The organism is Streptomyces sp. CA-210063, assembly GCF_024612015.1.
Taxonomy (GTDB): Bacteria; Actinomycetota; Actinomycetes; order Streptomycetales; family Streptomycetaceae; genus Streptomyces.
In genome coordinates, this window is sequence record NZ_CP102512.1 from 9709965 (window position 1) to 9722825 (window position 12861).

The 12861-nt window shown below is 71.5% G+C and carries 14 protein-coding genes; 5 read left to right on the forward strand and 9 right to left on the reverse strand.

Annotated features, from left to right (window positions below):
• The first annotated feature begins 139 nt into the window (after window positions 1-139).
• Entirely contained in the window at window positions 140-616 is a 477-nt protein-coding gene (locus JIX56_RS42575; RefSeq protein ID WP_257551442.1) for a DUF6214 family protein, read from the forward strand.
• A 24-nt stretch (window positions 617-640) separates the two neighbouring features.
• On the opposite strand, the gene JIX56_RS42580 is transcribed toward JIX56_RS42575, so the two are convergent.
• Complete coding sequence (locus JIX56_RS42580; protein WP_257549107.1) at window positions 641-1306, reverse strand: DUF305 domain-containing protein; 666 nt, start codon at window positions 1304-1306, stop codon at window positions 641-643.
• Between the two features lie 194 nt (window positions 1307-1500).
• Between JIX56_RS42580 and JIX56_RS42585 the strand changes: the two genes are divergently transcribed.
• The gene (locus JIX56_RS42585; protein WP_257549109.1) at window positions 1501-3006 is read left to right on the forward strand and encodes an LVIVD repeat-containing protein; all 1506 of its coding nucleotides are present in this window, start codon (window positions 1501-1503) and stop codon (window positions 3004-3006) included.
• Here the strand turns inward: JIX56_RS42585 and JIX56_RS42590 are convergent.
• The 5 genes from JIX56_RS42590 to JIX56_RS42610 all read right to left on the reverse strand — a co-directional run bounded on the left by JIX56_RS42590 (window position 2991) and on the right by JIX56_RS42610 (window position 7251).
• The gene (locus JIX56_RS42590) at window positions 2991-3647 is read right to left on the reverse strand and encodes a TetR/AcrR family transcriptional regulator (RefSeq protein ID WP_257549111.1); all 657 of its coding nucleotides are present in this window, start codon (window positions 3645-3647) and stop codon (window positions 2991-2993) included. The genes JIX56_RS42585 and JIX56_RS42590 overlap by 16 nt on opposite strands.
• A 370-nt stretch (window positions 3648-4017) precedes the next feature.
• Window positions 4018-4716: an HAD family hydrolase gene (locus JIX56_RS42595; RefSeq protein ID WP_257549113.1), complete on the reverse strand. Its 699-nt coding sequence runs from the start codon at window positions 4714-4716 to the stop codon at window positions 4018-4020.
• A 31-nt stretch (window positions 4717-4747) separates the two neighbouring features.
• Window positions 4748-5431, reverse strand: coding sequence for a phosphatase PAP2 family protein (locus JIX56_RS42600; protein ID WP_257549115.1), 684 nt, complete (start codon window positions 5429-5431; stop codon window positions 4748-4750).
• Between the two features lie 134 nt (window positions 5432-5565).
• Window positions 5566-6507 (reverse strand): M56 family metallopeptidase, encoded by a 942-nt coding sequence (locus JIX56_RS42605; RefSeq protein WP_257549117.1) that lies wholly within the window; start codon window positions 6505-6507, stop codon window positions 5566-5568.
• 189 nt (window positions 6508-6696) lie between these two features.
• Complete coding sequence (locus JIX56_RS42610; RefSeq protein ID WP_257549119.1) at window positions 6697-7251, reverse strand: DUF5134 domain-containing protein; 555 nt, start codon at window positions 7249-7251, stop codon at window positions 6697-6699.
• Between the two features lie 205 nt (window positions 7252-7456).
• Between JIX56_RS42610 and JIX56_RS42615 the strand changes: the two genes are divergently transcribed.
• A complete protein-coding gene (locus JIX56_RS42615) occupies window positions 7457-9097 on the forward strand; it encodes an FUSC family protein (protein WP_257549121.1) in 1641 nt (546 codons plus the stop codon).
• Complete coding sequence (locus JIX56_RS42620) at window positions 9094-9642, forward strand: MarR family winged helix-turn-helix transcriptional regulator (RefSeq protein WP_257549123.1); 549 nt, start codon at window positions 9094-9096, stop codon at window positions 9640-9642. Before JIX56_RS42615 ends, JIX56_RS42620 begins: the two co-directional genes overlap by 4 nt.
• Before the next feature lie 102 nt (window positions 9643-9744).
• Here JIX56_RS42620 and JIX56_RS42625 read toward each other — a convergent pair whose 3' ends face one another.
• From JIX56_RS42625 to JIX56_RS42635, 3 genes are all read right to left on the reverse strand, one after another.
• Entirely contained in the window at window positions 9745-10767 is a 1023-nt protein-coding gene (locus JIX56_RS42625; RefSeq protein WP_257549124.1) for an aldo/keto reductase, read from the reverse strand.
• Window positions 10768-10847: 80 nt separating this feature from the next.
• The gene (locus JIX56_RS42630; RefSeq protein ID WP_257549126.1) at window positions 10848-11612 is read right to left on the reverse strand and encodes a VOC family protein; all 765 of its coding nucleotides are present in this window, start codon (window positions 11610-11612) and stop codon (window positions 10848-10850) included.
• Between the two features lie 163 nt (window positions 11613-11775).
• Window positions 11776-12168, reverse strand: coding sequence for a VOC family protein (locus JIX56_RS42635; RefSeq protein WP_257549128.1), 393 nt, complete (start codon window positions 12166-12168; stop codon window positions 11776-11778).
• Between the two features lie 152 nt (window positions 12169-12320).
• Here JIX56_RS42635 and JIX56_RS42640 point away from each other — a divergent pair, with 152 nt between their 5' ends.
• Complete coding sequence (locus tag JIX56_RS42640; RefSeq protein WP_257549130.1) at window positions 12321-12860, forward strand: GNAT family N-acetyltransferase; 540 nt, start codon at window positions 12321-12323, stop codon at window positions 12858-12860.
• Window position 12861: the final 1 nt, after the last annotated feature.

Genomic DNA, 12861 nt, shown 5'->3' on the forward strand with positions numbered 1-12861 from the left:
GTCCTGCTGCGCCGTCGGGGTGCCGTGCGCGCCGGGCACGCGTGGCTGTGCCCAGCGAATGTGATCATGCGCTTACGTTGCGTAGGTGCTGGAAGCATCCTTTCTCAATCTCTCCGACCGCCACTGGCAGGACGGCACGGTGTCCGTGCGGCCCGCCTGGGAGGTGCAGGAGCAGGACGGGGCCACGGCCTGGTTCAACGCCCGGCTCGCCTTCCCGGACGGGGCCGAGGTCGAGATGCTCGCCGTGGTCTGCGAGGGGCGGCTGTCCCTCGAGGACGTGCGCGCCGAGCCGCCGCTGTCCCTGGACGACCTGGCGGAGCTGGCCGACTGGATCGAGGGCCCGCTGTTCGAGGCGTGCGGCACCGCGCCCGAGGTCTTCGACGAGGAGCTGTCGGAGTCGTCGTACGGACCCGGCCGCCGGGCGAGGCCCGCGTGGCCGCGTGGTGTGGAGGGGCGGCGGCTGGTGGCCGAGGAGTACCTCGCGGCGCAGCGGGCGGGCTACGACCCGGTGCTCGCGGTGATGTGCGCGACCGGGCACAGCCGCCGCAAGTCGCTCCGGCTGATCGCCGGGGCGCGTGACGAGGGCCTGCTCGGCCCTCGTCACGCCCGGCGCTGAGGCGGGAACCCGGAGGCGCGAGGCTCACGCCGTCAGGTCGCGCATCCGGCTGATCTCGGTCGTCTGCTGGGCGATCACGTCGTCGGCCATCTCCTCGATCAGGATGTTGTTGCCCTGCGCCTTCACATCCGTGGCCATCGTGATCGCCCCCTCGTGATGGATGATCATCAGCTTCAGGAAGAGCTGGTCGAACTTCTCCCCGTCGAGCGTGCCGAGTTCCTTCAGCTGGTCCTCCGTCGCCATGCCGGGCATCGCCTCGTGGTCGTGCGAAGTTCCCCGCCCGTCACCGTCGTTGGACTTCAGCCAGCCCTCCATGGCCGCGATCTCCGGCTTCTGGGCGGCCGAGATGCGCTCGGCGAGCCGCTTCACCTGAGTCGACTTCGCCCGCTCGGGGGCGAGTTCGGTCATTTCCAGGGCCTGGGTGTGATGCTCGATCATCATGCGCGCATAGTCGCGGTCCGCGGAATTCGGCGAGTCGTCCTCGGCGCGCTGCTTCTCGACTTCTTCCGGCGAGAGGGTTTGAGCCGCCTCACCGGGTTTTCCGGGAGCGATCACCGCGGGCCCGCTCGACCGGGCGGAACCGCCGTCCGGGGCCGCGTCCGACCCCGAGTCGCAGCCCGCCAGCGCCAGCAGAGCGGCCGTCAGCGAGGCCGTGACCAGCGGCGCGCGGGATGTGCGGCGAACGAGCACAGTGACCTCCTGGGGCACAGCAACGGGCGTACACCTCATGAGTGTTGACAAACGTTCCTAACACGCTTTGGCGCTCTGGTGATCAAATTTGTTCGTTACAAGTGCATTGCCGTCTGTTGATCTGTGCATGATGAAGACGATACTGCGGAGGTGCTTGAACCGTTCCACCGCGAACGGCTACACGGGAGGACACAGTGACCCTGTTGAACAACCTTCGGACGCGGCGCAGACGTCTGGGTGTCGCCGCGACTGCGGCCGGCCTCCTGGCCGCGTTACTCACGGCCGGGCCGGCGGCCGCGACCCCCGACCCGGGGGACTCGCCCGCCACGCAGAAGGAGGTCTCCAAGAGCGACGCCGCCGAGGCGCGGGCGTCGATAGCCGCCGGCGAGATCCCCGGCAAGGACGAGATCGTCCACTCCGCCAACATCCAGCACCTGACGAACATCCCGAAGGAGGCGCTGCCCGGCACCAACTCCGACCTCGCCTTCCAGGGCAAGTACGCCTTCTCCGGCAACTACGACGGCTTCCGTATCTTCGACATCAGCAACCCGAAGGCTCCGAAGACGGTCGCCCAGGTGCTCTGCCCGGGCTCGCAGAACGACATCTCCGTCTCCGGCGACCTGCTCTTCCTCTCCACCGACTCCTCGCGCAGTGACAACTCCTGCAACAGCACCACGCAGCCCGTGACCGAGAAGTCGTCGTGGGAGGGCATGAAGATCTTCGACATCAGCGACAAGGCGAACCCGAAGTACGTCGCCGCTGTCGAGACCGCCTGTGGCTCACACACCCACACGCTGGTGCCCGAGCGCAAGAACGTCTACGTATACGTCTCCTCGTACTCGCCGAACGCCACGTTCCCCGACTGTCAGCCGCCGCACGACGGCATCTCGATCATCAAGGTGCCGCGCAAGTCCCCCGAGAAGGCGGCCGTGGTGGGCTTCCCGGTCCTCTTCCCCGGTGAGGGCGCGGACGGCGGCGGCAACCCGGGTTCGCCCACGAACCCCGGCGTCTCCAAGACCACCGGCTGCCACGACATCACGGTGCTGCCGTCGAAGGACCTCGCCGCCGGCGCGTGCATGGGTGACGGCATCCTCTTCTCCATCAAGGACCCGGAGAACCCGAAGATCATCGACCAGGTCCAGGACAACGTGAACTTCGCGTTCTGGCACTCGGCCACCTTCAACCAGAAGGCGAACAAGGTGGTCTTCACCGACGAGTTGGGCGGTGGCGGCGCGGCCACCTGCAACGAGGCGATCGGGCCGAACCGCGGTGCCGACGGCATCTACGACATCGTCGGCAAGGGCGACAACCGGAAGCTCGTCTTCAAGAGCTACTACAAGATCCCCCGCCACCAGGCGGCCACCGAGAACTGCGTCGCCCACAACGGCTCGCTGATCCCGGTGTTGGGCAAGGACATCATGGTCCAGGCCTGGTACCAGGGCGGTGTCTCGGTCTGGGACTTCACCAACTCCGCCAAGCCCAAGGAGATCGCCTACTTCGAGCGCGGTCCGATCTCCACCGACACCCTCGTCGGTGGCGGCGCGTGGTCGGCGTACTACTACAACGGCTACATCTACTCGAACGACATCGCGAAGGGCTTCGACGTCCTGAAGATCAATGACCGACGCACGGACCCGGCCAAGTGGGTCCACCTGCGCGAGCTGAATGTGCAGACGCAGCCGGACTACTTCGGCTGGTAGAAGAACCGCGACAGATCCCTGTCGCCCGTCCCGCCGGGCCCTTCGGGGACCGGCGGGACACCCGACTCCCAGTCCAGCCCGTAGCGCCGGAACAATTCGGTCCGCAGGGTGGTCGGGGGCAGCGGTACGTTCGGCAGCACCATCGCGTACACGGCGCCCATCAACAGGGCCCGCAGCAGCGGGTAGTCGGTGTCCGGGTCGGTGGAGCCGTACCGGGTGACCGTGTCCCACAGCAGGTCACGCAGCCGCTGCTGCTCGGGGCACTGGACGAAGCCCTGGGGGCTCTGCATCATCCCGGCCATGTGCTGGCGCATCAGCACCGGCCGGTCCCGGGCCAGTCGGAGGATCGCGTCGATGGCCCGGGCCATCCGCTCCCGCCCGTCCGCCCCGCGCGGCTCGCGCTCCAGCGCCTCCTCCAGCGTCCGGTGCATCAGCCGGTGCACGGCCGACTGGACGAGCCGGCGCTTGCCCGGGAAGTAGTACGACACCAGTCCGCGCGCCGAGCCGGCGCGGTCCGCGATGTCCGCGAGCGTCGTCGCCTCATAGCCCCGCTCGTCCACCAACTCGACGGCGGCCTGCAGCAGTCGCTCCCGGGAACGCCGCCGCAACTCTTCATTGACCGAGGCGCTGCGCGGGGACATCCTGTAACTCCTGCGTTGACTGGCTGCCGGCCAACTATACTCAGCGCTTCCGGGCGGCGACCCTATGTGCTCCCTCCCGGCCGCAGTTCGTCCCGGGCCGCACGGGGGACGGTCCGGGACGGACGTCCAGCGGAGACGAACAGCCGATCGCCGAAGGGGACCTGAGCGAAGGTCCCTCGTCGACCGGGCCTCGGCCGACGGCCCCTTAGGGCCCTTCTGATGGATCTCCGCGGCGTCGCGACGCCCGGCACGCACTCTCGCCGCACGGCGTGGAGGGACAGGTGGCGGAGCCACCTGTCCCTCCACACCGCACGCCGAGCGCACGCACCGAACGCCGCTCCGTCTCCCACGGAGATCCATCAGAAGGGCCCTAGCCCACCAGCTCCAGCACCGGCCGCAGTCCGTCCGGCCGCTGAGCCGCGGGCAGATGGTCCACGAAGTGCACCCCGCACCCCAGCGCCGCCGCACCACCGTCGGCCCGCCGGTCGTCGCCGACCATCAGGGTGTCCCGCGCGTCGACGCCCAGCGCCTCGCAGGCGAGGGCGAACAGTCGCGGGTCCGGCTTCTGGACGCCGTGCTCGTAGGACAGCACATACGCGTCGATGTACGGGTCGAGGCCGTGCGCGCGGAACACCGGCCGCGGATCCCAGCCGATGTTGCTCACCACACCGACGGCCACCCCGCGTGCCCGCAGGGAGGCGAGGACGTCGGCGGCGTCCGGGTAGGGGCTCCAGGCGGGCGGCGTCATATGGCGGTCGTACAGCGCGTCGTGGAGCACGGGGTCGGGGAGTGCCACCCGTCGGGAGAGGCCCGTGTACGCGGCCCGGTGCTGTTCGGCGCTCCGGTCCCGCACCGCCCACAGCTCACCCAGTGCGCCCGTCGGCGGTTCCACGGGGAACGCCCCGCCCGGCAGCGCGCCCGCCCGCTCCAGGGCCTCGGCCGCCCGGACCAACTCCGGCTCGGGCAGGGCGAGACCGGCGTCCGCCAGGGCCGCACGGAGCCAGGACTCGGTGGACTCCACGCGGAAGAGGGTCCCGGAGAAGTCGAACAGCACCCCTTCGATCGTCATGCCGTGATCCTTCGTGCCGGCCCGCACCCGGTCAAGTACGCGTCGGACCACGCCACTTCTCGAACGTCAGCACCGCCAGCGCGATGGTCAGCCCGCCCAGGAGCCAGCCGCCCAGCACGTCCGACGCCCAGTGCACGCCGAGCCAGATCCGGGTCACCCCGACGCCGACGACGGAGACCACGGCCACCGCCAGGGCCGTCCGCATGAGGACGCGGCCGGCGCCGTACAGATGGAGGAGCCAGAGCAGCAGGCCGAAGACGACCGTGGCCGTCATGGCGTGGCCCGAGGGGAACGCGGCGTAGTGGGCGGAGTCGACGGGGTCGGGCCACGCGGGCCGCTCCCGGCCCACGGCCGCCTTCAGACCCTGTTGCACCGCCGTACCGGCCGCGCTGGTGACCGCCAGCCAGGTGGCGAGCCACCACTCTCTGTGGCGCCACACCAGCCAGATCGCGGTGGCCGCGGCCAGCAGGCGCATCGTCACCGGGTCCCAGACCCAGTCCGTCAGGATGCGGAACGCGTGGGTCATGCCCGATTCGGCGACGGCCCATCGGTGCGTGGTGTGCGCGATGCTCTCGTCCAGCGACATGAGCGGCCCCCAGGAGAGCGCGACCAGGACGAGCAGCAGGACGGAGGGTGCCGCGAAGGCCGCGGCGACGCGGGCGGTACGGGTGGTCGACGGCCGGTGGGGCGGCGCGTCGACGGTGGGGGTGTGCATACAGCGATCCTTGCCGACTTCCGGGGCGTCAGGCCAACGCCGGGGCGTGAGATCACTGTCACGCGTCGCGACCGGAGCAAAGCCTTCGCGTCGGCCGTTGTTCCTGGGCTGTTCTTCGCCCCTTCTTTGCCCTGTCACGCCCCACCGAGTGCCCGCAACCCCGGGATGAAAGCCACCACCACCGGCACGACCGGCACCAGAGCCGCGCACGCGGTCAGCCGCAGCCGCCGCGCGGGAGTGAGCCGTTCCGGGGGAGCGAGCAGCCGGTGGACCCGCTGCGGCACATGGTCCTCGGGCGTCGGACAGGGCCCGAACACACCCCGGTCCTCGTTGAGGCCGACGAGCGCCAGGGCGATGCTGAGGCGCCCGTGGCGACGGGAGGCCGTGTCGTCGGCGGCGAGTTCGACCAGGCGGTGCATCTCCTCACGGAACGCGGCGAACACCGGCACCCGCGGGAACCCGCCCGCCAGCGCCGCCGAACAGTGCAGCAGCCAGTGGTGGCGCGCCCGCGCGTGCCCCTGCTCATGGGCGACCACCGCGTCCACCTGCCGCCCCTTCAGCCGGCGCAACGCGGCCGTGGTGATGACCAGTCGGGGCACCGGACCGGGCATCCACCACGCGTCTGGCCGTTCGCCCTCCACCACCACGAGCCGGTCGCCGTCCGGCTCCTCGCCGGGCAGCAGGGGGGAGCGCAACAGGATTTCGGCGTGGCGCCGATGCCGCTGCCGCCGGGCCCGCACGACCTCGCGGACCAGCATCGCCCCGGTCCACAGACCGCCGCAGGCGAGGAGCACGGCGGTGGTCACGGCCCAGGAGCCCCCGGTGCCCAGCGCGTACGCCTCCACGACCGCCGGCGGCGCGGGCGCGAACACCCGCCCGCGCACCGCCGTCCAGGCGGCGGCCGCGCTCAGGGCCATCGACAGTGCGCAGCACAGCAGTACGGCCGCCACGACACACTGCCACACCCACAGGGCGACCACCGGTTCACGGTCCGGCCAGTCGGCCCGGGCGAGCAGCCGCGGGGCGACGACGGCGATCAACGCGCCGAGCAGCAGCAACGCCCCGGGGACCATCATGGGGCGCAGCCTATGAGCGGGCCGGGGCGCGGCGACACGGGCCGCGCCACCGAAGTGACGCAGGCCACGATCTCGTACGTGCCACGGCCGTACGTGCCACAGCCGAACGGACCACGGCCGAACGGACCACGGCCGTACGACCCGTGGCCAGTACCCCCACGGTCAGTGCGGACCGGCTGTCCGCGCCGCTCAGACCGTCAGCAGCATGGCCAGCATCCCGATGCCCATGGAGAGCCGGCAGGCTCGTGCCAACTCGGGCCGGTCGCCCCAGCCGGTCGCCCGGGACGCCACGACCCGCGCCCCCACCGCCGCCGGTACGGGGATGAGCCGGACGCCCGCCCAGAGCACATAGCCGGTGAAGTACACCAGCAGCACCCCGGTCACCAGGGGCGGTCCCGCGCCGCCGTGGCCGCCGCCGGGCGAGGCCGCCATCGTGGCCGCCATGTAGACCATCGCCAGCGCGCCCACCAGGTGATGCAGATGATGCGGGCTCGTCCGGGCCGACCACAGGGCGCGCACGGCGGCCACGCCGAACACGAGGGTGTACGTGAGCCAGGCCCAGCGCGGTGGCGCCACGGCCGCGGCGGGCACGGCCATCACGGCCATGCCGAATCCCATCAGCGCCTCGCCGCCCGCGGCCCGGCGCTGCTCCTCGACGGCGCTGCGCATCCGCAGCAGGCAGTAGCCCCCGCTCACCGCGCACAGCGCGACCAGCAGCCAGCCGGGCGACATCGGTCCGTGCACCACGCACCTCCCCGTTCGACGACGTCGGACAGTGCTGAGAGTGAGGTCGGACAGTCGGTCAGGGCATGCCCGGGCCCGATGGCGCGCATACGAGCGCAAGGGTGTATGCGGGGGAGCGCGCGAGGTGCACCACGGAGAGGAGTGCCACAGGAGCGCCACAGCGCCCGATGTATTTCACGAGTAAAACACCAGCTAAGGTTAGGGCATGAGCAGCGTCAGACCTCCCCGTGCCCGTCGGCTTCCGCTCTCCGGTGTCCTGCGGGTGAACCGGCCCTCCGAGATCTGGTTCAAGCCCGCGCTGAGCGTGGTCGTCGCGACCGCCCCGCCCAACCTGACGCTGCTGGCCCTCGACCGCCTCGACCTGGCGATGTACACGATGGCCGGGTCCCTGTGCGCGCTCTACGCCCACAACCGGCCGTACGCGGCCCGCGCCGGAGTCCTCGCACGGGTGGTGCTCGGCATGGTCGGCGGCCTCGCGGTCGCCCTGGTCACCGCCTCGCTCACCGCGAACGCGGCGGTGCTGGTCACCGTCGGCGCGCTGCTGGCCGCCGCGCAGAAAGCGCTCTGCGACGTGAGCCGGATCGGGCCGCCCGCCAACGTCATCTTCACCTTCGTCACCTCGGCGGCCCTCTTCGTACCGCAGGGCCTCGCCCAGGTCCCCGGCCATCTCGCGGCGTCCGCCGTGGCAGGCCTGTGGGCGTGGCTCGTCTGCATGGCCCCCGGCCTCGCACGACCGCACGGGCCGGAACGCCGCGCCACCGCACAGGCCCTGAACGCGGTGGCCGCCCACATCGAGGCGGCGCACCCCGAGCGGCCGGGGGCCCGCACGGCCGCCACGACCGCCGTGCACACCGCCTGGCAGACACTGCTCTCCGCAGGCGCCCGGACCGAGCCCCGGCGCGCCCTCGAAGCGCTCCTGGTCCGCGCCGAGGTCGCCCTCGCCGCGCCCGCCGACGCCGACCCCGGCCGACTGCGCGCCTGGGCGCGGGAACTGCGCGGCACCGGACGCCTCCCGCGGGCCGCCGCCCCGGCTGAGGCGGCCGACGAACTGCTCGACGTGGAGTGCCGACGCGCGGGCGGACGGGCCCCGTTGTGGAGCAGGCTCGGCCCGCTCACCCCCATCGCCGTACGCACCGCGGTCGGCTGCGCCCTCGCCGGGTACGCCTCCCTCGCGATCGGTGTCGGCCGCCCCTACTGGGCCCTGGTCACCGCCGCCTCGCTCTACCAGGCGAACCTCACCCTCACCTGGAACCGCGGCGTGCAGCGCGTCGTCGGCAACCTCGCCGGTCTGTCGGCCTTCGCCGCCCTGGTCCCGCTCGCCCACCTCGGCCCGGCGGCGCTCGTCCTGTGCTGCCTCGCCCTCAGCTTCGGCGCCGAGGCGCTGATCAGCCGCAACTACTGGCTCGGCACGATCTGCGTGACACCGATGGCCCTGCTCGTCACCGAGTTCGTCCGCCTCGAGAACCCGGGTGAGCTGATCACCGACCGGCTCCTCGACACCCTCGTCGGCGTCCTGGTCGGCTTCCTCGCGGCGGTCGCCGTCACCAACCGGCGTGCCGGAGACCGTGTCGAACACGACCTCGCCGCCGTGGAGCGCGCCCGCGAGCACACGGTCCGCATCGCCGCCGACCCGAACGCCGCGCCCGGCGCACTGGGCGCCGCCCGCCGTGCCCTCGCCGGTGCCCTCGTCGAACTGCGCGCCACCAGCGACGCCGCGGCGGGCGAATGGTGGCAACGCGCACGGCCGTCGGAGCGGGTGACGCACGCCGAGCAGGCCGGACACCGTACGCTCGCGGCGACGGTACGACGGCACGGGTTCCAGGCATCGGAGGGCGCACGGGCATGACGGCAGGCAACGGGCGGACGGCGACGGGGAGCGGCGCGACTCTCGGGGACACGGTCGCCAAGGTGGTGCGCCAGTGGCAGACGGTGCACCCCGGTCTCGACACCGCACCGATGGAGATCATCGGCCGCGTCAACCGCTGCGCCGCGCTCCTCCAACAGGCCGAGGACGCCCCGCTGCGCCGCGCCGGGCTCACCCGCCCCGAGTTCGACGTCCTCGGCACCCTGCGCCGCACGGGCCACGAGCTGACCCCCAGTGAGATCGCCCGGGAGACCTTCGCCTCCGGCGCCGCCGTGACCAAACGCCTCAAGCTGCTCACCGAGCGCGAACTGGTCGAGCGACGCGGCGACGCCCGCGACCGCCGCGTCGCCCACGTCCGCCTGACCGACGCCGGCCGCGACCTCGTGGACAGCGTCCTGCCGGAGCAACTGGCCTACGAGACGGCCGTCCTGTCCGGTGTCGACTCCGACGACCGCCGCGAACTCGCGGTACTCCTGGGGGAGCTGCTGATCCAGCTGGAGGGCCGACTGGGCCTGCCGCGCGCCTAGGGCCCTTCTGATGGATCTCCGCGCCGTCGATCCATCAGAAGGGCCCTAGGGGGTGTTTTGAAAGCCCCGCACAGCACCCGCGCTGGACTTTCAAAACACCCCCTAGCGGGCCCTGGCGCGCGGGTTGCGGATGTCGGCCCAGCGGGCGCCGTACACGTTCTCCCGGATCACGGGCTCGCGCAGGAAGTCGTGCGGGAAGCCCAGGGAGGGTGCGCTCACCTCGTCCAGGCGGGCGATCGCGTCCGCGTCGAGGCGTACGTCGACGCATCCCAGGTTGTCCGCGAGCTGGCGCTCGCTGGTGGCGCCGACGATCGGCACGATGGCGCCGGGGCGGCCGAGCAGCCAGGTCAGGGCCACCTGCGCCGGGCTCCAGCCACCCTGCTCGGCGATCTCCAGCACGGCGTCGACCACGGCGTCCTCCCGGGGGTCCGCAGCGGCCCCGTCGTCGCCGAGCCGCCCCGTCTCGCCGCGCCGGTACTTGCCGGTCAGTTTCCCGGCCGCCAGCGGCGCCCACGCGAACACCGCCATGTCGAACCCCCGTGCCTGCGGCAGCAGTTCACGCTCCGGGGTGCGCTCCAGCAGGTTGTAGCGCAGCTGCGAGCCCGCGAACGCGGTCCAGCCCCGCAGCTCGGCCAGGGTGTTGGCCTGCGCGATCTCCCACGCGGGCCAGTCGGACACGCCGACGTAGAGCACCTTCCCGGACCGTACGAGGTCGTCGAGGGCCCGCATCACCTCGTCGACCGGCGTGAAGTCGTCCCGCGCGTGCACCCACAGGACGTCGAGCCGGTCGGTGCGCAGCCGTTCCAGGCTCGCCTCCACCGACCGCACAAGGCTCTTTCGGTGGTTGCCCGCAGAGTTCACGTCGTCCGCGCTGGTCGCGCAGGTGTACTTGCTGGCCAGCACGAACCGGTCGCGGCGGCCTTCGAGGAGCTTGCCGACGATGGTCTCCGAGGTGCCCTCGGAGTAGTTGTTCGCCGTGTCGACGAAGTTGCCGCCGGCGTCCGCGTAGGCGTCGAGGAGTGGCCGGCTCGCGTCGAGGTCCACGGCTCCCCAGCCGAACGTCATGGTCCCGAAGGCCAGTTCACTCACGCGCAGGCCGGTCCTGCCGAACAGTGTGTAACGCACGATGTATCTCCTCCGAGCGGTTCGTGGGTACGACGCTAGGAGTTGGAGAGCACTTCAATACAAGCGCGGGCCGGTGGGTGTCAGCCTTCCTCGCCCGCCAAGTACACGCCGAACATGGCCCCTTGGAGGTCCCGCAGCACCGCGATGCGCGGCCCCTCCGGTACCGAGGTGGGCTCCATGAGGATGGTGCCGCCCGCCTCGGTGGCGATCCGGGCCGTGTCGTCGACGTCCTCGACGGCGAAGTAGGGCAGCCAGTGCGAGGGCACCTCGTGCGGGAACTTCTCGTCCATGGTGATCATGCCGCCGAAGTCGGCGCCCTCGATGCCCCACTGCGTGTAGTGCTCGGAGGCGTTGACGCTCCAGCCGAACACCGCCGTGTAGAAGGTCTTGGCCTGCTCCGGCGCGCGGGTCAGCAGCTCCACCCAGCCGAGCGCGCCGGGCGCGTTGAACAGCCCGGCGCCGGGGAAGGTCCGCGCCTGCCACAGCTGGAAGGCCGCGCCGCCCGGGTCGAGGGCCACCGCGAACCGCCCGATGTCGAAGACGTCCATGGGCTCCAGCACGATGCTCCCGCCGGCCGCCCGTACCGCTTCGGCCGCCGCGTCCGCGTCGCGCACCGCGAACGACACGTTCCACGCCACCGGCTGTGACTCCTGGTACAGCGGGCTGAGGGCGGCGACGGCCGCGTCACCGAGGTGCGCGACGCTGTAGCCGCCTGCCTCCTGGCGCGGATCGGTCTCCGGACGCCAGCCGAACAGCTCGGTGTAGAACCGCTTCGCCGCCTCCAGGTCGCTGGTCCCCAGCTCGGCCCAGCAGGGCCCGCCGGTCACCGGCTCGTCGAGCTTCATGGCGTTCCTTCCGGAAGGAGATCAGGAGGGATCGGGAGGAGATCAGGAGGGATCGGGAGGAGATCAGGAGGGATCGGGAGGGGATCGGGAGAGTTCGGAAACGAGAGTCCTCTTCCAGCACGCTATGCCCGCGACCCCGCCCCGGCCACCGGGATGCGGCGCCTCAGATCCCCGGCCGGTACCGCAGCGGATGGTCCGCCGGGATCTCCACCAGCACGATCTCCGTGCCGTCCGGGTCGGCGATCCACATCTCGATCAGCCCCCACGGCTCCTTCACCGGCGCCCGTCGCACCTCCACCCCGGCCGCCACCAGCTCGTCGTGCGCCACCGACACGTCCGCGACCTGCAACCACAGCTTCAGCGCGGGCGACGGCGGGGTCTCCGAGCGGCCCGCGACCTCCAGGAAACCGCCGCCGAGGAAGTACACGACGCCCCGGCGATCGCCCGTCCCGAACTCGCGGTAGACGGGAAGTCCCAGCTTCTCGCCGTAGAAGACGCGCGACCGCTCGGGGTCGGTGGGGCGCAGGAGGGTGCGGCTGCTGAGTACGTGGATCATGTGGTCGAGCGTAGGTGCTCGGCTGGGGGCGCCGTGTTTTCGGCTGCGGGTGTGTGGGGCTTCTCGCGCGGTTCACCGCGCCCCTCGCGGGGCGTGGTTGCCCTTACCCTCTTGCGTGTTCGAGCCGCGTAGACATCCGTCAGGAGCAGCCCATGGAGACCGCCGCCACCGGCCTGACCTTCCGTGACGCCACCGACGGCGACGTGGATGCCCTCGTCGCGCTGATCGAGTCGGCGTACCGAGGGGACGCCAGCCGGGCCGGCTGGACCACGGAGGCGGACATCCTCGAGGGGCAGCGCACCGACCCCGAGGGCGTCCTGGAGGTCATCAAGTCGCCCGACAGCCGACTGCTCACGGTCGAGCGCGACGGCACGGTCGTCGCCTGCTGTCAGCTCGAACACCGTGGCGAGCACGCCTACTTCGGGATGTTCGCGGTGAGTCCGGCCCTCCAGGGCGGCGGCCTCGGCAAGGTGATCATCGCCGAGGCCGAGCGGATCGTGCGCGAGACCTGGGGCGCCAAGGAGATGCACATGACCGTGATCTCCGTACGGAACGACCTCATCGCCTGGTACGAGCGGCGCGGCTACCGCCGTACGGGCCGGATGACCCCGTTCCCGTACGGCGACGAGCGCTTCGGTATTCCGCAGCGGGACGACCTGCGGTTCGAGCTGCTGGTCAAGGAGCTCGGCTGAG

What these genes read in the sequence shown, in the direction of transcription:
- JIX56_RS42600 (WP_257549115.1), bottom strand. Translation starts at nt 5,431, where the DNA reads ATGCACACCCCCACCGTCGACGCGCCGCCCCACCGGCCGTCGACCACC.
- JIX56_RS42590 (WP_257549111.1), bottom strand. Translation starts at nt 3,647, where the DNA reads ATGTCCCCGCGCAGCGCCTCGGTCAATGAAGAGTTGCGGCGGCGTTCC.
- JIX56_RS42615 (WP_257549121.1), top strand. Translation starts at nt 7,457, where the DNA reads ATGAGCAGCGTCAGACCTCCCCGTGCCCGTCGGCTTCCGCTCTCCGGT.
- JIX56_RS42605 (WP_257549117.1), bottom strand. Translation starts at nt 6,507, where the DNA reads ATGATGGTCCCCGGGGCGTTGCTGCTGCTCGGCGCGTTGATCGCCGTC.
- JIX56_RS42635 (WP_257549128.1), bottom strand. Translation starts at nt 12,168, where the DNA reads ATGATCCACGTACTCAGCAGCCGCACCCTCCTGCGCCCCACCGACCCC.
- JIX56_RS42620 (WP_257549123.1), top strand. Translation starts at nt 9,094, where the DNA reads ATGACGGCAGGCAACGGGCGGACGGCGACGGGGAGCGGCGCGACTCTC.
- JIX56_RS42640 (WP_257549130.1), top strand. Translation starts at nt 12,321, where the DNA reads ATGGAGACCGCCGCCACCGGCCTGACCTTCCGTGACGCCACCGACGGC.
- JIX56_RS42630 (WP_257549126.1), bottom strand. Translation starts at nt 11,612, where the DNA reads ATGAAGCTCGACGAGCCGGTGACCGGCGGGCCCTGCTGGGCCGAGCTG.
- JIX56_RS42595 (WP_257549113.1), bottom strand. Translation starts at nt 4,716, where the DNA reads ATGACGATCGAAGGGGTGCTGTTCGACTTCTCCGGGACCCTCTTCCGC.